Genomic DNA, 20,959 nt, shown 5'->3' on the forward strand with positions numbered 1-20,959 from the left:
CTCGGAGCTTCCATGTTCGCGCGCCGCTCGCTTTCCCCGGCCTTGGTCACTTTACTCGTGCCGCTGGCTCTCGCCGGGTGCAATGCCCCCACTCAGGTCGATCCGCGTACGCAACCGCCCCTGGTGCGCGCTGCGGCGGTGGAGTCGGCCGGGAGTGCCAGCCGGACCTTCACTGGCATCGTCGCGGCGCGGGTTCAGAGCGATCTTGGCTTTCGCGTGGCGGGCAAGATCGCCGAGCGGCTGGTGGACACTGGCGAGGTCGTCAAGCGCGGCCAGCCGCTGCTGAGGCTCGATCCCATCGATCTGCAACTGGCCCTGCAGGCGCAGCGGGAAGCCGTCGCGGCCGCCCAGGCACGTGCCCGGCAGGCGGCGGATGACGAGGCGCGTTACCGGGACCTGCGCGGGACCGGGGCGATCTCGGTATCCGGCTATGACCAGATCAAGGCCGCGGCGGATACCGCCAGGGCGCAGCTCAGGGCGGCCGAAGCCCAGGCCGAGGTGGCGCTCAACGCCAGTCGTTATGCCGTGCTGGTAGCCGATGCAGACGGCACGGTGGTCGATACGCTGGCGGAGACCGGGCAGGTAGTGGCCGCTGGACAGATCGTGTTGCGCCTGGCTCGTGCAGGTGCCCGGGAGGTCGCTGTCCAACTGCCGGAAACCCTGCGTCCGCCGCTTGGTTCCATTGCGCAAGCCAGCCGCCTGGACAGTGCGCAACAGCCGGTACCGGCACGGCTGCGGCAGTTGTCGGATAGTACCGACCGCGAGACGCGTACCTTCGAGGCGCGCTATGTGCTCGAAGGGGCGCTGGCCAACGCTCCCCTGGGCACTACGGTGACACTGCGTATTCCGGAAGGGGGAGTGGAGCGGGGGAATGCCTTGAAGGTGCCTCTGGGTGCCCTGCATGACGAAGGCAGGGGCGCCGGAGTCTGGCGGATCCAGAGCTCGCCCGAGCAGGTTGCCTGGGTACCCGTGCAGGTTCGTCAGCTGTCGGACGACACCGCCGTGGTAGATGGGGCGCTCCAGCAGGGTGACAGGATCGTGGCCCTTGGCGCTCATCTGCTCCATGAAGGCGAGGCGATCCGGGTGGCCACGAATGCCAAGGATGCCCTGGAAGGAAAGCAGCCGTGAGCGAGAGCCGGTTCAATCTGTCGGCGCTCGCCGTCCGTGAGCGCTCGATTACCCTGTTTCTGATCCTGCTGGTCTCGGTCGGCGGGGTACTGTCGTTCTTCAAGCTGGGCCGGGCGGAAGATCCGGCCTTCACGGTCAAGGTCATGACCATCGTCACCGCCTGGCCAGGCGCCACGGCGCAGGAGATGCAGGATCAGGTCGCCGAAAAGCTGGAAAAGCGCCTGCAGGAGTTGCGCTGGTACGACCGCGCGGAAACCTACACCCGTCCTGGCCTGGCCTTCACCACCCTGACGCTGCTCGACAGCACGCCCCCGGCCGAGGTACCGGAGGAGTTCTATCAGGCGCGCAAGAAGATCAGCGACGAGGCCAAGACCTTGCCCGCCGGGGTGATCGGGCCGATGGTCAACGACGAATACGCCGACGTCACCTTCGCGCTCTTCGCCCTCAAGGCCCGGGGCGAGCCCCAGCGTCTGCTGGCACGCGAGGCGGAAACGCTGCGCCAGCGCCTGCTGCATGTACCGGGGGTGAAGAAGGTCAACATCCTGGGTGAGCAGGCCGAGCGTATCTATGTGGAGTTTTCCCACGATCGCCTGGCGACCCTGGGGGTGGCACCGCAAGACATCTTCGCCGCGCTCAATGCCCAGAATGTCCTGACGCCCGCAGGCTCCATCGAAACCCGCGGACCGGAGGTCTACGTCCGCCTCGACGGCGCCTTCGACCAACTCGATGCCATTCGCGACACCCCGGTGATCGTCAAGGGCAGGACCCTCAAGCTGGCGGACATCGCCACGGTCAAACGCGGCTATGAAGATCCGGCGACCTTCCTCATCCGTAGCGGCGGCGAGCCCGCCCTGCTGCTCGGCATCGTCATGCGCGATGGCTGGAATGGCCTGGATCTCGGCAAGTCACTTGAAAGCGAAGTCGGCGCCATCAACGCCGAGATGCCCTTGGGCATGAGCCTGACCAAGGTGACCGACCAGGCGGTCAACATCGCCTCGTCGGTCGACGAGTTCATGGTCAAGTTCTTCGTCGCCCTGCTGGTGGTCATGGTGGTGTGTTTCGTCAGCATGGGCTGGCGGGTGGGCATCGTCGTGGCCGCTGCGGTGCCCCTGACGCTGGCCGCTGTCTTCCTGATCATGGCCGCCACCGGCAAGAACTTCGACCGCATCACCCTGGGCTCGCTGATCCTGGCCCTGGGCCTGCTGGTGGACGACGCCATCATCGCCATCGAGATGATGGTGGTGAAGATGGAGGAGGGCTATGACCGGGTCAAGGCGTCGGCCTATGCCTGGAGCCACACCGCCGCCCCCATGCTGGCCGGCACCCTGGTAACGGCCGTGGGCTTCATGCCCAATGGCTTCGCTCGCTCCACCGCTGGCGAGTACACCAGCAACATGTTCTGGATCGTCGGCATTGCCTTGATCACCTCCTGGATCGTGGCGGTGGTCTTCACGCCCTACCTGGGCGTCAAGCTGCTGCCGGAAACCAAGATGGTCGAAGGCGGGCACACCGCGCTCTACGACACGCCGCGCTACAACCGCTTCCGCCGCGTGCTCGGCCAGGTGATCGCCCGCAAGTGGCTGGTCGCGGTGCTGGTGATCGGTTTGTTCGTGGCCGCCATCCTCGGCATGGCCGTGGTCAAGAAGCAGTTCTTCCCCATCTCCGATCGTCCCGAAGTGATGGTGGAGGTGCAGATGCCCTATGGTACCTCGATCAGCGAGACCGAGCGGGCGACCGCCAAGGTCGAGGCCTGGCTCGCCCAGCAGGAGGATGCGCGCATCGTGACCTCCTACATCGGGCAGGGCGCGCCACGCTTCTTCCTGGCGATGAGCCCGGAGTTGCCGGACCCGTCCTTCGCCAAGATCATCATCCGCACCGACGACCCGCAGGCCCGTGAAGGGCTCAAGCTGCGCCTGCGCCAGGCCATCGCCGCCGGGCTCGCGCCCGAGGCGCGGCTGCGGGTTACCCAGCTGGTGTTCGGACCCTATTCGCCGTTCCCGGTCGCCTACCGGGTCAGCGGTCCCGATCCGCAGGTGCTGCGTCGGATCGCCGGCGAGGTGGAAGGGGTGATGCGCGCCAGCCCGATGATGCGCACCGTCAACACCGACTGGGGGACGCGAACGCCGGTGCTGCACTTCAACTTACAGCAGGATCGCCTGCAGGCGATGGGACTGACCTCCAGCGCCGTGGCACAGCAGCTGCAATTCCTGCTCAGTGGCGTTCCGGTGACGGCGGTGCGCGAAGACATCCGTACCGTCCAGGTGGTCGCGCGGGCAGCGGGCGACGTTCGCCTCGATCCGGCGCGGCTGGGCGATCTCACCCTGGTCGGCGCCCAGGGCCAGCGCATTCCGCTATCCCAGGTCGGCGCGGTGGAGGCGCAGATGGAAGAGCCCCTCATGCGGCGCCGCGATCGGGTGCCGACCATCACTGTGCGTGGTGACATCGCAGAAGACCTGCAACCACCGGACGTTTCCACTGCGGTGCTCAAGCAACTGCAGCCAATCATCGATCGTTTGCCGGCGGGCTACCGCATCGTACAGGCCGGCGCCATCGAGGAGTCCGGCAAGGCGTCCGTCGCCATGCTGCCGATCTTCCCGATCATGATCGCCCTGACGCTGCTGATCATCATCCTGCAGGTCCGCTCCATGTCGGCGATGGTGATGGTCTTCCTGACCAGTCCGCTGGGGCTGATCGGGGTGGTGCCGACGCTGCTCCTGTTCCAGCAACCCTTCGGTATCAACGCCCTGGTCGGGCTGATCGCGCTGTCGGGCATCCTGATGCGCAACACCCTGATCCTGATCGGGCAGATCCACCAGAACGAGCAGGATGGCCTGCCACCCTTCCAGGCGGTGGTCGAGGCCACCGTCCAGCGGGCACGGCCGGTGATCCTCACCGCGCTGGCGGCGATCCTGGCCTTCATCCCGCTCACCCATTCGGTGTTCTGGGGCACCCTGGCCTACACCCTCATCGGCGGCACCCTCGCCGGCACCGTGCTGACCCTGGTGTTCCTGCCGGCCATGTACGCCATCTGGTTCAGGATCAAGCCATCGCCTGCCCACGGCTGATCGTTTCCGTCTCCCTTCCTTCCACGAAAAGGCACTGACATGTCGAAAGCAGAAGTTGTCGTCATCACCGGTGTGTCGTCTGGCATCGGACGCGCCACTGCCATCCGGCTGGCAACACGGGGATGCCGGGTGTTCGGCACTGTGCGTAGCCAGCAGAGCGCTCAGGCTATTCCAGGTGTGGAGCTCGTCGAAATGGACGTCCGTGAGGAAGACTCGGTGCGCCGTGGCACCGCCGCCATCATCGCGCGGGCCGGACGGATCGATGTCCTGATCAACAATGCGGGGGGGACCTTGCTCGGCGCCCTGGAGGAGACATCGGTCGGTGAAGCCCGGAGCCTGTTCGACACCAACGTCTTCGGCCTCCTGCGTACGATCCAGGCGGTGCTGCCGCACATGCGTGCGCAAGGCGCCGGCCGCATCGTCAATGTCAGTTCGGTGCTGGGCTTTCTGCCGGCGCCTTACATGGCGCTCTATGCGGCCTCCAAGCATGCTGTGGAGGGACTCTCGGAAACGCTGGACCACGAGGTACGCCAGTTCGGGATTCGCGTCGCCTTGGTCGAGCCGTCGTTCACCAAGACCAACCTGGATCTCAACGCCCCTCAGACCGCCGTCAAGATCCGGGAGTACCAACAACAGTTCGGCATGGTCGCCCAGGCCATTCGGAAGAATATCGAGAAGGCGCCCGATCCCGCTGGCGTGGCCACGACGATCGTCGATGCGGCGCTGGGAGGTTGGAAGATGCGACACACCCCCAAAGGCGAGGCATCGCTCCTGGTCAGGCTGCGCCGCTTCATGCCGGGCGGCCTCGTCGAGAAGGGCCTGCGAAAGACCTTCGGGCTGGCCTGACCGGATCCGCGCCAACCGGCGGCCCACGTGCCTTGCAAGACACGCCCTTGAGTCCAATGAGCGAAGACATCCCATGACCCACCTGGACAGCACCCGTGCCGACGTGCCACCCGCGCTCGGCGAAAACGCATCGACAGGTGTGGCGGCCGGTATGCCTTCACCCTGGCCGGTGTTCTGGGTGGCCGCCATCGCGGTATTCCTCGTAGCCATGGATGGCACCCTGCTGTTCGCGGCGTTCAGCGCCTTGCGGGCCGGGTTCGTGCGCGCGACGCCGGCGGACCTTTCCTGGGTGCTCAACGCCTACACGGTCGTCTACGCGGCCATGCTCATCCCGGCCGGCGGCTTGGCGGACAGGCATGGGCGCAAGAAGGTATTTCTCATCGGGGTCTGGCTGTTCGTGGGGGCGTCCGTCGCTTGCGGCTTGTCAGGGAGCGTGGAGTGGCTGGTGGCGGCAAGGGTGCTGCAAGCCATCGGGGCTGCCTTGCTGACGCCCGCGTCGCTGTCGCTGGTGCTGGCCGCCTTTCCGATCACAAGGCGCGCTGTGGCGGTAAGCCTTTGGGGCGCGGTGGGGGGCCTGGCCGCGGCTTTCGGTCCCAGCCTGGGCTCTTTCGTCGTCGCCTCGCTCGGTTGGCAGTGGGGGTTCTACCTGAACGTACCCCTGGGCCTCTTCGCGCTCTGGCGGGGAACGAAACTGCTGGCGGAGACGAAACAACAGACCGAGGGGCGGCCGCTGGATCTGGTGGGCATGGGCTTGCTGGTGGTCGGCATCGGTGCCCTGGCGTTATCCATCGTGCAGTCCGAGTCTCCGGCCTGGTCACGGCGGGAGCTGCTGGGCGCACTGGGCATCGGGTTGGCATGCCTGATCGGATTCGTGGTCTGGGCGCGCTCTACGGTTGCTCCTCTGGTCGATCTGCGCCTGTTTCACAACCGCACCTACAGCTACGTCAATCTCGCGACCCTGAGCTTCGGCATCGCGTTTTCGATGATTTTCTTCGCCTTCTTCTTCTACATGAGCGCGATCTGGAAGTATCCGCTGCCCCTGGCCGGTCTGGCCATGATGCCCGGCCCGCTGATGGTGGTACCCACCGCTGCGCTGTCGGGCCGGGTAGCGAGCCGCTATGGCCACCGTCCCCTGCTGCTGATCGGGTGCCTGGTCTACGCCATGAGCGGACTGTGGTTTCTCTTCGTTCCAGGGCTCGAGCCCGCCTACCTGACACAGTGGCTGCCGGGCATGCTGCTCAGTGGCGTGGGCGTCGGCCTGGTGATGCCCTCGTTGGCGGGTGCGGCGGTCAGTCGCCTGTCGGTAGACCACTACGCGGTAGGGGGTGCCGTCAACCAGGCCATACGCCAGATCGGATCGGTCATGGGGGTTGCGCTGACCGTCCTGCTCCTCGGCCATCCCAGCTTGCAGCGCGCCGATTTCGATGCCGTCTACCTGTGCCATATCGGCCTGGCCTTACTTACCGCGGGCCTGTGCGTGCCGGTGGACACGCGGTCTGCGGTCCCTCCCTACCGTGTTCCCGATGCGCGTTAGGACGCGTGTGAGTAGGGCGTTCGGCAGGCTTTTCCGAGACGGGTTCGAGACAGGATCGATATCCCGGCTGCAAGGACCGTCCCTTGGGCCCCCAAGCTGGCACGCGCCTTGATCGGGCGCGGACAAGACACGAGGTCGCCCGCGGGCGCCTCGTCCATCGAGAGAAGAGGTAGCGCAATGCAAGGCAACGACAGAACACGCATCGTGGTGACCGGCATGGGCACGGTCAGTCCGCTGGGATGTGGCATCGACAGGGTCTGGGCACGGCTGCTGGCCGGCCGTTCGGGCCTGGGCCTGCTGCCACCCGAGGTCAGCGACGGGGTGGGCAGTCTCATTGCCGGCCAGGTACCGAGCCTCGCCGAAGATCCGGAGGCGGGCTACGACCCCCTGGTGGCCATCGCCGCCAAGGATCTGAAGAAGATGGATCGCTTCATCGAATTCGCCCTGGTGGCGGCCCGGGAAGCGCTCGACCAAGCCGGCTGGCAGCCGACCAGCGAGGCGCAACGCGAGCGGACAGCGACCATCATCGCCTCCGGGGTGGGTGGTTTCGGCGCCATCGCCGAGGCGGTGCGGACTACCGATGCCCGCGGCCCACGCCGGCTCTCGCCATTCACCGCGCCGTCGTTCCTGGCCAACATGGCCGCCGGTAACGTGTCCATCCAGTACGGTTTCCGCGGTCCGCTGGGAGCGCCCATCACGGCCTGCGCCGCCGGTGTCCAGGCCATCGGCGATGCCGCCCGGCTGATCCGCAGTGGCGAGGCCGACATCGCCCTCTGCGGCGGGGCCGAGGCGGCCATCAACCGCGTGAGCCTGGGCAGCTTCGCCGTCGCCCGGGCCCTGTCGACCGGGTTCAACGAGCGTCCGCAGGAGGCCTCGCGTCCCTTCGACAGTGATCGCGACGGCTTCGTCATGGCCGAAGGGGCGGGGCTGCTGGTGATCGAGACCCTGGAGCATGCTCTGGCTCGGGGCGCCACGCCGCTGGCCGAACTGGTGGGTTATGGCACCAGTGCCGATGCCTATCACCTCACCGCCGGCCCGGAAGACGGCAGCGGTGCCCGTCGCGCCATGGCGCAGGCCCTGCGCCAGGCCGGCATCGATGCCGCCCAGGTTCAGCACATCAATGCCCATGCCACCTCCACCCAGGTGGGCGACAAGGGCGAGCTGGCCGCCATCCGCGCGGTCTTCGGCAACAACGCTCCGGTGGCCATCAGCTCGACCAAATCCAGCACGGGACACCTGCTCGGCGCCGCAGGCGGCATCGAGGCGATCTTCACCGTGCTCGCGCTGCGCGACCAGATCGTGCCGCCGACACTGAATCTGCACCATCCGGATCCGGCTGCCGAAGGCCTGAATCTTGTCGCCCTGCAGGCACGGCAACTACCGATTGAGTACGCGCTATCGAATGGCTTCGGCTTCGGTGGGGTGAACGCCAGCGTGTTGTTCAGGCGCTGGCTGGGGGCCTGAGTGTTGCTGAACGCAGGAGCACGTGCAGCTTGGCGGCTCACGCCGGAAGCGCTGCACACGATTTTTTGGACTCGCGTAGCGGTAGGAGCGGCGTTTCCCTGCGTCGTCTTCAGATAGAAATGAGTCCACCAGGAAGAGAAGGCTTTCTTCCTGTTTTTCTCCAGCCGCTGCCCAAGATTCAACCGGGCAGCTGGCACCTCGTCAGATCCCAGGACTGACGAGCACCCATCGTCCGGGAATACCGGACGCTGGCCTATGGATGCATACATGCAAGAATGTTTGTAAAAGACCGGCTAAACGCTAAGCTGGCGAAACAGATCCCGTTTAAACGAGAGACCTATGCGCCGTACGAAGGAAGACGCTGAGCAAACCCGGCAAACCATTCTGGATGCAGCCGAGGCGTTGTTTCTCACCAATGGTGTTTCACGCACCAGCCTCGAAATGATCGCCAGAGAGTGCGGGTTCACTCGAGGAGCGGTGTATTGGCACTTCAGGGACAAGGCGCAGCTGGTCCACGAGATGCTCAATCGCATCCGCATTCCGCTCGATGAAGTCACCCAGCAGTTGAGTGCGGATGGGGAGGGCGATTGCCTGATGAGGCTGTACGAACTGTGCGTCGAGTGCATGGAGAAATTCGTTCAGCCGGGACGGGAGCGTCGAGTCATGACCATCCTGATGCACCGTTGCGAATTCACGCTGGAACTGCAGGAAGTCGAACAGCGGGAAAATGCCTTGACCCGCGAATTCGTAGCGCTCGTCGAACGCCTCTTCGACGGCCAACGGCAGCGCCTGCAGGCCGCGGTGACGCCGAGAAGTGCCAGCCTACAGCTGCATAGCCTGTTTTGCGGCACGCTGGCTGGCATCCTTCGTGACCAGGACATCTTCGCGCCGCTCATGGATGTACGGCTGATCTTCACCCTCTACTTCAGGTCGCTGGTGAAGGACTGGCCCTGACGGTGGGCGAGCGGCGCGCCAGCGGAGCAAGGGGCCGGCACTGAAGCCGTTCTACCGCTGGACGCGGTACTGAGCTGCCCCCGGAGTTGGTTTTCAGCCTTCGCGGGGCGTTCCTGCAGGGTGATCGCTCTTTTCCGGCAGCGACCCGCACACTTTCGGGACGCTACCCCGTTCAGGCCGGCGCGCTCCCAGTCGCTACTTGAAACGAGCGGTGTAATCCGCCAGGTTACTGGGCGTGATCAGCTCGTACGGCACCCAGACATCCGCCTGGACCGGTTCCTTGCGGATCATCCTGAGCGCGGACTGTATCGCCTGCCGGGCTTGGCCCCGCGGGTCCTGGAACACCGAGGCGGCCAGCAGTCCGCGCTTGATCGCTGCCTGGCCGTCGGGCAGGCCATCCACGCCCACCACCGGCACCTCGCCCTTGGTCTTGCCGGCCTGCTGCAGCGCCATGGCGGCGCCGATGGCCATCTCGTCGTTGTTGGCGACGATGGCGTCGAAGTGGGTCCCGGCGGTCAGCCAGTTGCTGGTCAGGTCCATGCCCTTGCTGCGATCCCAGTCGGCGTTCTGCTGGGCGACCACCTTGATGCCGGGATAGGCCTTGAGCGCTTCCTTGAGCCCCTCGGAGCGGCCGCGGGTGGCGTTCTGGGTCAGCTCGCCCATGATCAAGGCGATGCTGCCCTTGCCGTTCAGCTGCTTGGCGATGAACTGCCCCTGCAACTGCCCGGCCTGCAGATCGTCCGAGGCCACGGCGACCACTCCGGCGGGTAGCTTGGGATCGTCCGGGCGCCGGTTGACGTACACCAGCGGAATCTTGGCCGTGGTGGCGGCGCGAGTGATGTTCACGGTGGCAGCGGTGTCCACCGGCAACACGATCACGGCATCCACGTTCTGCGCCAGGAAGCTCTGCACCTGGTTCAGCTGGCGCACGACGTCGCCCTGGGCGTCCTCGAATTGCATGCTGATCTTTTCCGTCTTGCCGGCCTCTTCGAGGTTGCGGCGAACGTAGGTCATGAAGTTGTCGTCGACCTTGGCGATGCTGACGCCGATGCGGTAGTCGGCGAGGGCCAGGGAGGGTAGGGCTAAGGCGAAGACCGCGCACAGCAGGTTGCGAAACAGCATGTCTGGTTCCTCTTGTTGTTATTCGACTCGAAGGATGAGGCTGGGATTACAGGGTGAAGGCCGCTCTGAAACGCTCCAGCGCGCGCTCGGTATCGCCATCCGCCGCCCAGCCTTCGAGGCCGACCACGCCGCGATAGCCGAGCGCGGCGAGCGCGCGGGCGATGGCCGGGTAGTGGATCTCGCCGGTCCCTGGCTCGCAGCGTCCGGGGACGTCGGCGACCTGGATCTCGCCGATGGCCGGACCTGCCCGGCGGATCAGCTCGATCAGGTTTCCTTCGCCGATCTGGGCGTGGTAGAGGTCCAGGTTGAGCCGCAGGTGGGGGCTGGCGACCGCCTCGATCAGGGCCAGGGTGTCTTCGGCGCGGGCGAAGGGCACGCTGGGATGGTCCACGGCGGTATTGAGATTCTCCAGCAGGAAGATCCGGCCCGCGGACTCGCCCAGGCGGGCGATCTCGGCGAGGGTGTCACGCGCCGCCAGCCAGTGGTGGCCGCTCACCGCGGCCAGCGGCTTGACCGGCAGGCCGCGCGGGTCCAGGCCGGTGCCGTGCAGGTTGAGCGCCGGGCAACCCAGGCGCTCGGCCACGGCCAGGGATTTCCGGGCACTGGCGAGCAGGGCGGCACGGCCTTCGGCGCTCACCAGGTCGCCGGAGACATAGCCGGTCATGGAGGTGAAGCGCGCGCCGGTGGCGGCCAGGGCGTCGATGTCGTGGCGGGTCCAGTCCCAGATCTCCACGGCGAAGCCCAGGGTGTGCAGGCGGCGGACCCGCTCGACGAAGGGCAGGTCGAGAAAGACCATTTCGGCGCTGACGGCCAGGATGAAGGGCGATGAGGTCATGGGCTTCACTCCGCGACGGCGACCGGTTGGCCGGTCTGCACCGATTCGATGGCGGCCAGGGCGATGGCCAGCGCCGCTCGGGCATCGTGGCCGCCCACCGGCACCGGGCTGCCCTCGCGCACGGCATCGACGAAGGCGCGCAGCTCGGCCAGGTAGGCGTCGCGCAGCAACTCGGCGTCGGAGCGCTGGGTGGTCTGGCTGATGCCTTCGGCGCCGTAGCAGACCAGCTCGCTGGTGCGGGCATCCCCGGCGGTCAGCATCCCCGCGCTACCGAATACCTCGCCGCGTACGTCGTAGCCGTACACCGCCTGGAAGTTGGCCTCGGCGGTGGCGATGGCGCCGTTGTCATAGCGGATGGTCACTACGGCGGTGTCCAGCAGCCCGCGGTCACGGAAATCGGGGCGCACCAGGGCGTCGGCCACCGCGTAGACCTGCACGGCGCGGGCGCCCGGATTGAAGAAGTTGAGGGTGTCGAAGTCGTGGATCAGGGTTTCGAGGAAGATGGTCCAGGGCTTCACTGCCGCCGGATCGTGCAGCGCCGGATCGCGGGTGAGGGAGCGCAGCAGTTGCGGCGTGCCGATCCGGCCTTGAACGATCAGCTCCCGGGCGGTGCGAAAGCTGGTGGCGAAACGCCGGTTGAAGCCCACCTGCAGGGCCACACCGGCATTCGCGCAGGCGGCGATGGCCCGGTCGGCCTCTTCCAGGGTCACGGCCATGGGCTTTTCGCAGAACACCGGCTTGCCGGCCCGGGCGGCGGCCACCACCAGCTCGGCATGGCTGCGGGCCGGGGCGACGATGACCACGGCCTCCACGGCGGGATCCTCGATCAACGCCTGGGGATCGGTGTGGATATGGGCGACGTCCAGGGTCTCGCCGAGTCGGGCGGCGGCGCCGGGTGCCGGGTCGGCCAGGGCGACCAGGCGCGCGCCATGCAGGTGCTGGGCGAGGGCGGTGGCATGGAAGGTACCCATGCGACCGGTGCCGATGAGGCCGAGGGAGAGTGGGGTCTTCTGCTGGGGCATGAGGCGTCCTCTTATGATTGTTGTACGCGTGGGCGGTGAGCCCGGGAGGGCGGAGCAACCGGCATGCCAGAGAACGGAATGCAGCCAGGCTGCGGGCTGCGGGGCTTGTCAGCCCAGGCTTATGTCTATAAAAAAGACATGTCCAGCTGGACATGTCCAAAGGTTGGACGAGGAGCCGAAGATGCAGGAGCAGGTCGCCCCGAGCGAGCTGACGCGGGAATTGCAATTCGTCAGCGAGCTGCAGCGGCCGTCGGTCGCCGAAGGTGTCCAGCGCGAGCTGGATGCCGCCTGGACGGACTGCCTGGCGGGGGCCACTGAACTGGTCCCGGTGCGGCCGGTGATCCGGGCGTCCTGGCTGCGCAGTTGCGCGGCGGGCATCGTCGCGGAGGAATTCCACTACGAGTTCGTCGAGCCGCAGGATCTGGCCCGCCGGCTGGAACGGCAGCGCGAGCTGCTGGACATCGCCGCGCCGGTCATGGCCGAGCTGCTGCGCTACAACCCGGGCGGCCACCTCAACCTGGCGGATGCCGAGGGCGTGACCCTGGCCGCCTGCGGTCTCGACCTCACGCCGCTGGGCAGTCGGCTGTTGGAGTCGGTGCAGGGCACCAACTGCACCGGGCTGGCCCTGCGCGAGCAACGGCTGGTGTTCGTCCTGGCGGGGGAAAATTTCAAGCGCGAGCTGCGGGAGCGGCGGATGCATTGTGCCTCGGCGCCGGTCCGCGATCCCCATGGCCGGCTGCTCGGTGCCCTGACGCTCACCGCGGCGGTGGGCAACTTCCACTGCCACACCCTGGGCACGGTGCAGGCGGCGGCGGAGGCGATCTCCCGTCAGCTGGCGCTCACCGCACTGCTGGACGAGCAGCAGCAGGTGTTGGAGGTACTCAACGAAGGCGTCATCCTGCTCGATGACGAGCGCCGTATCCGTAGCCTCAACGGCTATGCCCGCCGCCTACTGCAGCTCGACGACACACAACGGGGGCGTCCCTTCGCCAGCTTCATCAGCCAGGACATCGACCTCGACCTCTGGCTGGATCGTCGCTGGGAGCGCCAGGACCGCGATCTCACCCTGCGGCTGCCGGATGGCAGCGGATTGCCGTGCCTGGCCTCCGCCGCGCCCATTGCCCAGGGCGGCTGGGTGCTGTCGCTGCGGGAGAACCGGCGTATCCGCGAAATCACCCGCCAGTTGCTGGGCACCCGGGCGCGTTACAGCTTCAACGATATCCAGGGTCGCTCGCCAGCCTTGCAGAACGCCTTGCGCGTGGCTCAGGCAGCCAGCCACAGCGAAGCCACGGTGCTGGTACTGGGAGAAAGCGGGGTAGGCAAGGAACTGTTCGCCCAGGCCATCCACAACGCCAGCGACCGGCGTAATGGCCCCTTCGTCGCCCTCAACTGCGGCGCCATCCCCCGCGATCTGGTGCAGAGCGAGCTGTTCGGCCATGTCGAGGGCGCCTTCACCGGCGCCGCCCGCGGCGGTGCGGCGGGCAAGTTCGAACTGGCCGACGGCGGCACCCTGTTCCTTGACGAGATCGGCGACATGCCCCTGGAGGCCCAGGTGAGCCTGCTGCGGGTGCTGCAGGAGGGTGAGGTGACCCGGGTCGGTGCCAAGAAGGCCCAGGCGGTGGATGTCCGAGTCATCGCTGCCACCCATCGCGACCTAGCCCAGGCGGTGGCGGGTGGCAGCTTCCGCGAAGACGTCTTCTATCGCCTCAACGTCCTCACCCTGCAGGTACCGCCGCTGCGCGAGCGCCGCGAAGACATCCCGCTGCTGGTGGCGAGCCTGATCGAGAAGCTGGGGCGCCATCTGCAGCGACCGCCGCTGGCCATCGCCGATGAGGCGCTGGCCTTGCTGGTGGCCCACGGTTGGCCGGGCAATGTGCGGGAACTGGAGAACGTCATCGAGCGGGCGATGAACCTGGCCCAGGGCACGCTCATCCAGCCGACGGACCTGCCGCCCGGCCTGCTCGCCGCGGCCGCGCCCGAGGTCGCGGAAGGCGACCGCCTGACGCCGCTGGAGCTCGGTCAGCGCGACCTGATCCGCGCGACCCTGGAACAGACCCGCGGCAACCTGCGGCAGACCGCAAGCCGACTGGGCATTTCCCGCGCCGGGCTGTACGTCAAGCTGCGCCGTTACGGCCTGGAGCCGGCGGCGTTCCGTCCCGGACGCTGAAGCGGCAGTGCCAGGCGCCGGGCGGAATGCTCAGGCGCCTGGCTTCGCTTAGCCGCGCCCGACCAGGCGCGAGACCCATTGCGCCAGGCGCAGCTTGGCGGGCGAGTAAGGCGGGAACAGCAGCCGGATCGCCAGCAAGGGGCCCGCCTTCATCACGCTGCGTTCGTGGGAGAAGGCGTGGAAGCCGGCCAGGCCGTGGGCGCTGCCCAGCCCGGAATGGTTGACGCCCCCGAAGGGCAGGTTGACCTGGGTGTACTGCTGCATGCAGAGGTTGATACCCAGGCTGCCGGAGCTGGTGCGGGCGGCGACGCGCCGGTGCACCTCGCGATCCTGGCTCCAGAGGTAGAGCGCCAGGGGTTTGGGGCCGGCGTCGATCCGCGCGAAGACCTCGTCCAGGTCGTCGTAGGCGATGACGGGCAGCAGCGGGCCGAAGATTTCCAACTCGTCCAGGTCGCTGCTCACGTTCGAGCAATCCAGCAGGGTGGGGGCCAGATAGCACTGGGCGACGTCGTGGTCACCCCCATGGATCAGGGTGGCACCGGCGGCCTGGGCCTGTTGCAGCAGGAGGGTCAGGTGCGCGGCGTGACGTTCGTGGATGAGGCGAGCGAAATCTGGACTGGCGGCCGGGTCGCTACCATAGCGGCGGGCCAGCAGGGCGCTGCAGCGCTCGTTGAAGGCGTCCAGCAGGCTGCGGTGGACGAAGACGTGATCAGGCGCGACGCAGGATTGCCCGGCGTTGAAGAACTTACCCCAGAGCAGCAGCTCGGCGGCGGCGTCCAGATCGGCGCTGGCATCGACGATGGCGGGCGACTTGCCGCCGAGTTCCAGGGTCACCGAGGCCAGATGGGTCGCGGCGGCCTGCATCACCAGGCGGCCCACGGCCGGTGAGCCGGTGAAGAAGAAGTGATCGAAGGGCAGCGCCAACAGCGCCTGGGCGGTCTCCACGCCGCCCTCGCAGAGGGCCACGGTATCCGGGGTGAAGGCCTCGGCGAGCATTTCCCGCAGCACGGCGTTGATCGCCGGGGTGAATTCCGACGGCTTGAGCACCACGGTGTTACCCGCGGCCAGGGCCGATACCAGGGGCCCGAGCAGCGTCGAGACCGGGTAGTTCCAGGGGCCGATGATCAGGCAGCGGCCGCGAGGCTGGCAGTGGATCTCGGCCGGGCAGCCCAGCGAGGTCAGGGTCGTGCTGACCCGACGTGGCTTCATCCAGCGGCGCAGGTGGCGGCGTGCATGCTGGATCTCTTCCAGCACCGGCATGATCTCGGACAGCTCCACCTCCACCTGGGGCTTGCCGAAATCCGTACGGAAGGCGGTGTAGAGGGCCTCGCGCCTGGCCACCAGGGCCCGGCGCAGGCTGTCCAACAGGACTTGGCGCTCCTCGGCGGCCGAGCTGCGCAAGGTCAGCGCCCGTGCGGCCTGGTCGCTGAACAGCTGCCGTGGCGCCGGGTCAGCGAAGGTGGGTAGGGCAGGGTCGAGCAGGGGGGCAGGCATGGGGCGGTCCGCTGGAGTCGAGAGGCTGGGTAAGGGTAGTGGAGTCGGGCGCATGCGTCCCGCTCAGCCGGAACGCCGCAAGCATCCGCGGCTGGGCAGGCGGCTCGTTCTTGCGCTGCGGCCGAGCCAGATAGGCCCAGAGAACGCCGACCGCGGCCAGTGGGGTGCCAACGCAGGCGAGCAGCGGCAGATCACCAATGGTGACCCTTTCAGGCGCCGCTTCCACTCCTTTTTTCCAGCCAACGCCAGAGCTCGAACAGCCAGCGAACGCCATGGGCGATGCAGGCAATGCCCGCGCACAGCAGATGGAAGAGGGGGATCAACATGCTCCCTGGACCATCGGCGTGCCTCATGCTGAATTCCAGGCTCGCACAGTCCACTGCGATGAACCCCGCCACCCCCAGCAGATAGGGTCCCCACAGTCGGGGGATCGCGCTGAGAATGGCGAGAACGACGAGCGCTCCCATCCACAGCAGACCGAAAGCGAGTGAAATGGCAATGTCGGTCAAACCGGTCGTCCCGTCCAAGAGGGTGGAAGGCTTACTTCCCAGACTGAAGGTAACGCGGGGCCTATCCAAGCACAGCCTTACGAGTGGGGGATGGACGGCTTGTCATTACAGGTGGCATGGCCTCGCTGTATCGTGACGCAGGCCGGGCGCTGGCGCGGCACTGGATGGCGCTAGGCCACTCAAAACCACCCACCAGCATCCGCTGCTGCTCGGCCAGGTGCTGTCCGGGTTTCAAACGTTGATCCAGGCGCGCGGCTGGCGAACCTCATCCCTGGCTACCTGGCGATAGCCGCCTCGATCTCCTTGAACTCCACCACCCGGACATAGGGGGCAATCTCGCCACTGATGGAAAAGTGGGCGCCGATCACGGTGACTTCGACGCCCTCGTTCTCCACCAGATACTGGACGACCTCATGGAAGTCGCCATCGCCCGCGACGAGGTACAGCTTCTTCCAGCCGCGCTTCGCGTGGGAGCGCATCAGGTTGAAGGCCAGGCCCACATCGACGCCTTTCTGACTTTTCGTCGTGTACTGCTCGCCCGTCACGGGATGCAGAATTGGCCCCCCGCCCGCCGATGCGGGCCATTCGTGGGCCTTGCTTTGTAGCCAGTAGAGCTTGACCCGCAACCCGGCACCCTTGGGTGGGGCCGAGCTGAGAAACTTGTTGAAGCCGGTCTGGGCGATGGTCGGCGGGTCGCTGTCACAGTTGAAGTAGTAGGCGTCGCCGATGCGTTCGCCCGCATCTTCTTCGATGTATTGGCGCAGCTTGAGATAGTCGAATTTGGCGCCGGAGACGGAGCCGTTCCAGGCGCTCAAGGCGTAGGCACCGTCGACGAACCAGGCCACACCCTGTTGCTTTGTCATTGCCATCGTATTGCGGGACCGAGCCTTGTAGCGTTGATGGGCATACACCCGCACGCGGGATGCGCAGTCGTACATTGTGAGCGCAATTGCGTCTTCGCGCTGCACTTCCTGAGATCGACGGCCGGCAATGCCTGGTCAGCAGTCATTCGGCGGGCCGTTGCGACACCCGGCGCGGGCGCTCCGCAGGAAGCGCCCGCGCCGGACCCGATCAGGCGACCCGGAAGCGCCCCACCAGCGATTGCTGCTGCTCGGCCAGGCGGGCCAGCTCGCGGCTGGTGACGGCGGTCTGTTCCGCACCGGCGCTGACCTGGATCACCAGGTCGTTGATGTCGTTGACATTGCGGCTGATCTCTTCGGCGACCTGGCTCTGCTGCTCGGCGGCCGAGGCCACCTGGATGTTGCGGTCGTTGATCAGGGTCACGCCCTCGGCGATCTCACCGAGCAGCTCGCCCGCGCGCACCACGTTGCTGGCGCCGGCCTGGACCTGGTTCAGGGTTTCCTGCATGGCCTGGGTGGCGCGATCGGAGCCGCTCTGCAGATGGGCGATCATCTGCTGGATGCTGCCGGTGGATTGCTGGGTTTTCTGCGCCAGGGAGCGCACCTCGTCGGCTACCACGGCGAAGCCACGACCGGCTTCGCCCGCCCGGGCGGCTTCGATGGCGGCGTTGAGCGCCAGCAGGTTGGTTTGCTCGGCGATACCGCGGATGACGTCCAGTACCGAGGAGATGGCATCACTTTCCTGCTTGAGTTCGGCGATGATCTCGGAGGTCCGCTCGGCTTGCACCGACAGCCCCTGCACCAGGCCGATGGTGGCCTGCAGTTCGCGGCGACCCTGGCTGGTGTTGCCTTCCACCTGGCGCGAGCCCTCGGCGGCTTCCGTGGTGCTGCGGGCGACGTCCTTGACCGTGGCGCTCATCTCGGCGATGGCGGTGGCCACCTGGTCGGTACCCAGGCGCTGCTGGGCGACGTTCTGGCTGGTCTGGATGGCCACTGCGGAGGCCTCTTCCGCGGCGGTGGCGACCTGCACGGTAGCGGCGCCGATCTCCTGGATCACCTGGCCGAGCTCCTGGCTCATCAGGTTGAGGTTATTGGTGATGGTGCCGAATTCGTCCCGACCCTGGTAGGCGCAACGAGCGGTGAGGTCGCGGGTGGCCAGGCGGGTCAGGGTGCCGTTGACCTGCTCCACGGCCTGCTTGATGTTGCGGATGATCACCCAGGCCAGCACCGAGACGGCCAACAGCACCCCCAGCACCAGGCCCAACGTGGTCCAGAGATGGTGGCTGGCGCGGGCGCGGGCCTGCTCGGCGAGGGCGCCGACGCTGGTGCCCAGGTCGGCCTCCACCTTGCCCATCAGGTCGATGCGCTGGGTGGCGAGGTTGAACCAGTCTTCCGGCTTGATGCCGAGGGGGTCGCCCAGCGGGACGGTGAAGGCCAGCTGTTGCAGCCGACTGACTTCCAGGGCGCTGGGCTGCTTGAAGGTGTCCTCGAACTCGCGGATGAAGTCGGGCGTGGCCTTGCGCTGGAAGGCGTCGGCGTAGGCGGAGAATTCGCCCAGGTTGCGGGCGAAGCGCGACAGCAGGCCGGCATCGAAGCGATTCTGGTTGAAGGCCAGGCCGAGCAGCACCCGCTCGCGACCGGCGCGTTCCTTCATCTCGACGAACAGATTGAGGGCACCCAGGGCGCGCAGGATGGCCGGATCGTTCACCCCGGCTTCGAGGGCGTGGGTGTAGCCGATCAGGGTCTTGATCAGGTCGGTGTAGGCGGTGCCGGACTGGGTGCTGTTGAGGCTCAGGCCATCCACCTTGCTGCGCAGTTCGCGCAGGCCGTCCGTGGCACCCAGGGCGGTCTGGAGTTCGGTGTCGTCGCTGGTGGCCAGGGCGCGCAGGGCGGCCAGGGCCTGGTCGCTGTCCTGGCGGAAGGTCTTGAGCTTGTCCTGCATCGCCTTGCCGCCGCTGCCGAGGAACACGCCGCTGGCGCCGCGTTCACGCTGCAGGCTGGTGACCACGGCGCTGATGCGCTGGGCCGTGGCACTGGCGGTCACGGTGTGCTCCATGTCCTTGAAGGTTTCGTAGCGGTCGGCGGTGTAGAGGCCCGAGACCACCAGGAAGCCAGCCAGGGGCAGGAGCAGGATTAGCAGGAGCTTGGTACTTAAGGGGGCATTCCTGAGCATCGTGGACTTCTCTGAGGCGTTCAGGGGTACGCCGGCGGCAAGCGGGGAGCCGGCGCGGGCAGGATCGATTTCGGTTATGTCGGCACCTGCAGACGAACCTTGATAGTCAGATTATTCATCGGCGGGAGTGGAGCGGCACGCGGCGTGCGGCCAGGCGGTACGCCGGGTGATGAAGGCGGCGCCCGGGAAGGCCGGGCGCTATCGTCAGACGTCAATCAGCCCAGTTGCGCCTGGAAGAGCAGGGCATAGCCGAGCACCAGCAGCGGCCAGCCCAGCACCGGGCCGAACAGCAGGCGCCAGAGCCACAGTCGCGGCATGAAGCCGACGCCATGCACCAGGCCGGCCGAGACGCCGAGCATCACCGCCATCAGCAGCGGATGGCTGTAGTGGCCGCTGGCGTCGAGCATCAGCCCGGGATGGATCAAGAGCAGCAGCGCCAGAGGCGCTGCCAGCAGCAGGGACAGCGCCCGCCCTAGCGGGTGGACGCGGGGCAGGGCTTCAGCATTCGGCATCGTCATGGACGTCCAGCTCCCGGGTGCTTTCCAGCCAGAGAGCGTTGATGATGCCGAAGCTCGCGGCGAGCAGGACGCCGAGGATCCAGGTGAAGTACCACATGGCAGGTCTCCTTGAGAGGGGCTGGTCAGTAGAGGCCGTGGGGATTGGCGTCGATGAAACGGTCGTCGACCTTGCCCCACATCCGTGCGTAGCTCCACAGGGTGTAGGCCAGGATCAGCGGCACGAAGATCGCTGCGGCGACGAACATGATGCCCAGGGTGCGCTGGCTGGAGACGGCGTCCCAAATGGTCAGACTCGAGGCCGGGTCCAGGCTCGACGGCAGCACGAAGGGAAACAGCGCGCAGCCGGCGGTGGCGAGCGTGCCGACGATGGCCAGGGCCGTACCGGTGAAGGCCAGGCCTGCCTGGCGCCAGCTGCTGCCGAGCAGGGCCAGGATGCTGCCGAGGGCGGCCAGCACCGGCGCGAGCAGGGTCAGCGGCTGGGCATGGTAATTGGCCAGCCAGCCCGGATTGCCGAGGGTCACCACCTTGTGCAACGGATTCAGGGCGCTGCCCGGATCGCCCTGGCTGACCAGCAGGTAGCCGTCGAAGCTGGAGACCAGCCAGACGCCGGCCAGGCCGAAGGTGACGAGATGCAGCAGGGCGCACAGGCCGGTGGCGCGGCGGGCACGCTCGCCCAGGGCCTGGTGGGTGCGCAGCATCAGCCAGCTGCCGCCATGGGCGCAGAGCATGGCCAGGCTGACCCCGCCGCAGAGCAGGGCGAAGGGGTTGAGCAGGGCAAAGAAGCTGCCGTGGTAGCTGGATCTCAGGGTGTCGTCGAGCTGGAAGGGCAGGCCTGCGAAGAGATTGCCGAAGGCCACGCCGAACACCAGGGCCGGCACCAGGCTACCGGTGAACAGGCTCCAGTCCCAGGCGCTGCGCCAGCGGACGTCTTCCAGCTTGCTGCGGTAGTCGAAGCCCACCGGTCGCAGGAACAGGGCGAAGAGCACCAGCAACAGCGCCCAGTAGAGCCCGGAGAAGGCGGTGGCATAGACCATCGGCCAGGCGGCGAAGAGGGCGCCGCCGGCGGTGATGAACCACACCTGGTTGCCGTCCCAGTGCGGCGCGATGCTGTTGATGGCGGCGCGGCGTTCCTTGTCGGTCTTGCCGATCAGGGGCATCAGGATCATGGCGCCCAGGTCGAACCCATCGGTGAGGGCGAAGCCGATCAGCAGCACGCCGATCAGCACCCACCAGGTGAGCTTGAGCACTTCATAGTCGAACATGGCAGT

General features: G+C 67.0%; 17 protein-coding genes. 7 read left to right on the top strand and 10 right to left on the bottom strand.

Annotated elements, in window-relative coordinates:
• Nucleotides 1-12 precede the first annotated feature (12 nt).
• The 6 genes from RND78_RS01475 to RND78_RS01500 all read left to right on the top strand — a co-directional run bounded on the left by RND78_RS01475 (nucleotide 13) and on the right by RND78_RS01500 (nucleotide 8,991).
• Nucleotides 13-1,128, top strand: coding sequence for an efflux RND transporter periplasmic adaptor subunit (locus RND78_RS01475; RefSeq protein ID WP_312725431.1), 1,116 nt, complete (start codon nucleotides 13-15; stop codon nucleotides 1,126-1,128).
• Nucleotides 1,125-4,193 (top strand): efflux RND transporter permease subunit, encoded by a 3,069-nt coding sequence (locus tag RND78_RS01480; RefSeq protein ID WP_312725432.1) that lies wholly within the window; start codon nucleotides 1,125-1,127, stop codon nucleotides 4,191-4,193. Before RND78_RS01475 ends, RND78_RS01480 begins: the two co-directional genes overlap by 4 nt.
• 39 nt (nucleotides 4,194-4,232) lie before the next feature.
• Nucleotides 4,233-5,039, top strand: a complete 807-nt coding sequence (locus tag RND78_RS01485; protein WP_312725434.1) for an oxidoreductase — start codon at nucleotides 4,233-4,235, stop codon at nucleotides 5,037-5,039.
• Nucleotides 5,040-5,112: 73 nt separating this feature from the next.
• Complete coding sequence (locus RND78_RS01490) at nucleotides 5,113-6,573, top strand: DHA2 family efflux MFS transporter permease subunit (protein WP_312725435.1); 1,461 nt, start codon at nucleotides 5,113-5,115, stop codon at nucleotides 6,571-6,573.
• A gap of 177 nt (nucleotides 6,574-6,750) precedes the next feature.
• Nucleotides 6,751-8,037, top strand: coding sequence for a beta-ketoacyl-ACP synthase II (gene fabF, locus RND78_RS01495; protein ID WP_312725436.1), 1,287 nt, complete (start codon nucleotides 6,751-6,753; stop codon nucleotides 8,035-8,037).
• Nucleotides 8,038-8,376: 339 nt separating this feature from the next.
• Nucleotides 8,377-8,991, top strand: a complete 615-nt coding sequence (locus tag RND78_RS01500; RefSeq protein WP_312725437.1) for a TetR family transcriptional regulator — start codon at nucleotides 8,377-8,379, stop codon at nucleotides 8,989-8,991.
• Between the two features lie 195 nt (nucleotides 8,992-9,186).
• Here RND78_RS01500 and RND78_RS01505 read toward each other — a convergent pair whose 3' ends face one another.
• Genes RND78_RS01505 through RND78_RS01515 form a run of 3 tightly spaced genes read right to left on the bottom strand, consistent with a single transcriptional unit; the run spans nucleotide 9,187 to nucleotide 11,970 of the window.
• The gene (locus tag RND78_RS01505; protein WP_312725439.1) at nucleotides 9,187-10,113 is read right to left on the bottom strand and encodes a sugar ABC transporter substrate-binding protein; all 927 of its coding nucleotides are present in this window, start codon (nucleotides 10,111-10,113) and stop codon (nucleotides 9,187-9,189) included.
• 46 nt (nucleotides 10,114-10,159) lie between these two features.
• On the bottom strand, nucleotides 10,160-10,948 hold the full coding sequence (locus RND78_RS01510; protein WP_312725441.1) for a TIM barrel protein: 789 nt from the start codon (nucleotides 10,946-10,948) through the stop codon (nucleotides 10,160-10,162).
• Nucleotides 10,949-10,953: 5 nt separating this feature from the next.
• The gene (locus RND78_RS01515) at nucleotides 10,954-11,970 is read right to left on the bottom strand and encodes a Gfo/Idh/MocA family oxidoreductase (RefSeq protein ID WP_312725442.1); all 1,017 of its coding nucleotides are present in this window, start codon (nucleotides 11,968-11,970) and stop codon (nucleotides 10,954-10,956) included.
• Between the two features lie 181 nt (nucleotides 11,971-12,151).
• Between RND78_RS01515 and RND78_RS01520 the strand changes: the two genes are divergently transcribed.
• A complete protein-coding gene (locus RND78_RS01520) occupies nucleotides 12,152-14,137 on the top strand; it encodes a sigma 54-interacting transcriptional regulator (RefSeq protein ID WP_312725443.1) in 1,986 nt (661 codons plus the stop codon).
• Nucleotides 14,138-14,185: 48 nt separating this feature from the next.
• Here RND78_RS01520 and RND78_RS01525 read toward each other — a convergent pair whose 3' ends face one another.
• From RND78_RS01525 to cydB, 7 genes are all read right to left on the bottom strand, one after another.
• Entirely contained in the window at nucleotides 14,186-15,631 is a 1,446-nt protein-coding gene (locus RND78_RS01525; protein ID WP_312725444.1) for an aldehyde dehydrogenase family protein, read from the bottom strand.
• Nucleotides 15,632-15,840: 209 nt separating this feature from the next.
• Nucleotides 15,841-16,140, bottom strand: a complete 300-nt coding sequence (locus tag RND78_RS01530; protein ID WP_312725446.1) for a hypothetical protein — start codon at nucleotides 16,138-16,140, stop codon at nucleotides 15,841-15,843.
• A gap of 275 nt (nucleotides 16,141-16,415) precedes the next feature.
• Nucleotides 16,416-17,108, bottom strand: coding sequence for an NYN domain-containing protein (locus RND78_RS01535; protein ID WP_312725448.1), 693 nt, complete (start codon nucleotides 17,106-17,108; stop codon nucleotides 16,416-16,418).
• 103 nt (nucleotides 17,109-17,211) lie between these two features.
• Nucleotides 17,212-19,173 (bottom strand): methyl-accepting chemotaxis protein, encoded by a 1,962-nt coding sequence (locus tag RND78_RS01540; RefSeq protein ID WP_312725449.1) that lies wholly within the window; start codon nucleotides 19,171-19,173, stop codon nucleotides 17,212-17,214.
• A gap of 215 nt (nucleotides 19,174-19,388) precedes the next feature.
• Nucleotides 19,389-19,685, bottom strand: coding sequence for a cyd operon YbgE family protein (locus tag RND78_RS01545; RefSeq protein WP_059226260.1), 297 nt, complete (start codon nucleotides 19,683-19,685; stop codon nucleotides 19,389-19,391).
• A complete protein-coding gene (gene cydX, locus RND78_RS01550) occupies nucleotides 19,672-19,788 on the bottom strand; it encodes a cytochrome bd-I oxidase subunit CydX (protein WP_007158843.1) in 117 nt (38 codons plus the stop codon). The genes RND78_RS01545 and cydX overlap by 14 nt, the downstream gene beginning before the upstream one ends.
• 25 nt (nucleotides 19,789-19,813) lie before the next feature.
• A complete protein-coding gene (gene cydB / locus RND78_RS01555) occupies nucleotides 19,814-20,953 on the bottom strand; it encodes a cytochrome d ubiquinol oxidase subunit II (protein WP_312725451.1) in 1,140 nt (379 codons plus the stop codon).
• Between the last annotated feature and the right edge of the window lie 6 nt (nucleotides 20,954-20,959).

This window comes from Pseudomonas oryzihabitans, assembly GCF_032027545.1.
Lineage (GTDB): Bacteria > Pseudomonadota > Gammaproteobacteria > Pseudomonadales > Pseudomonadaceae > Chryseomonas > Chryseomonas oryzihabitans_F.

Coding starts and splice junctions, on each gene's coding strand:
- RND78_RS01475 (WP_312725431.1), top strand. CDS start 13: ATGTTCGCGCGCCGCTCGCTTTCCCCGGCCTTGGTCACTTTACTCGTG.
- RND78_RS01515 (WP_312725442.1), bottom strand. CDS start 11,970: ATGCCCCAGCAGAAGACCCCACTCTCCCTCGGCCTCATCGGCACCGGT.
- RND78_RS01505 (WP_312725439.1), bottom strand. CDS start 10,113: ATGCTGTTTCGCAACCTGCTGTGCGCGGTCTTCGCCTTAGCCCTACCC.
- RND78_RS01545 (WP_059226260.1), bottom strand. CDS start 19,685: ATGCCGAATGCTGAAGCCCTGCCCCGCGTCCACCCGCTAGGGCGGGCG.
- RND78_RS01520 (WP_312725443.1), top strand. CDS start 12,152: ATGCAGGAGCAGGTCGCCCCGAGCGAGCTGACGCGGGAATTGCAATTC.
- cydB (WP_312725451.1), bottom strand. CDS start 20,953: ATGTTCGACTATGAAGTGCTCAAGCTCACCTGGTGGGTGCTGATCGGC.
- RND78_RS01500 (WP_312725437.1), top strand. CDS start 8,377: ATGCGCCGTACGAAGGAAGACGCTGAGCAAACCCGGCAAACCATTCTG.
- RND78_RS01490 (WP_312725435.1), top strand. CDS start 5,113: ATGACCCACCTGGACAGCACCCGTGCCGACGTGCCACCCGCGCTCGGC.
- RND78_RS01525 (WP_312725444.1), bottom strand. CDS start 15,631: ATGCCTGCCCCCCTGCTCGACCCTGCCCTACCCACCTTCGCTGACCCG.
- RND78_RS01540 (WP_312725449.1), bottom strand. CDS start 19,173: ATGCTCAGGAATGCCCCCTTAAGTACCAAGCTCCTGCTAATCCTGCTC.
- RND78_RS01510 (WP_312725441.1), bottom strand. CDS start 10,948: ATGACCTCATCGCCCTTCATCCTGGCCGTCAGCGCCGAAATGGTCTTT.
- fabF (WP_312725436.1), top strand. CDS start 6,751: ATGCAAGGCAACGACAGAACACGCATCGTGGTGACCGGCATGGGCACG.
- cydX (WP_007158843.1), bottom strand. CDS start 19,788: ATGTGGTACTTCACCTGGATCCTCGGCGTCCTGCTCGCCGCGAGCTTC.
- RND78_RS01485 (WP_312725434.1), top strand. CDS start 4,233: ATGTCGAAAGCAGAAGTTGTCGTCATCACCGGTGTGTCGTCTGGCATC.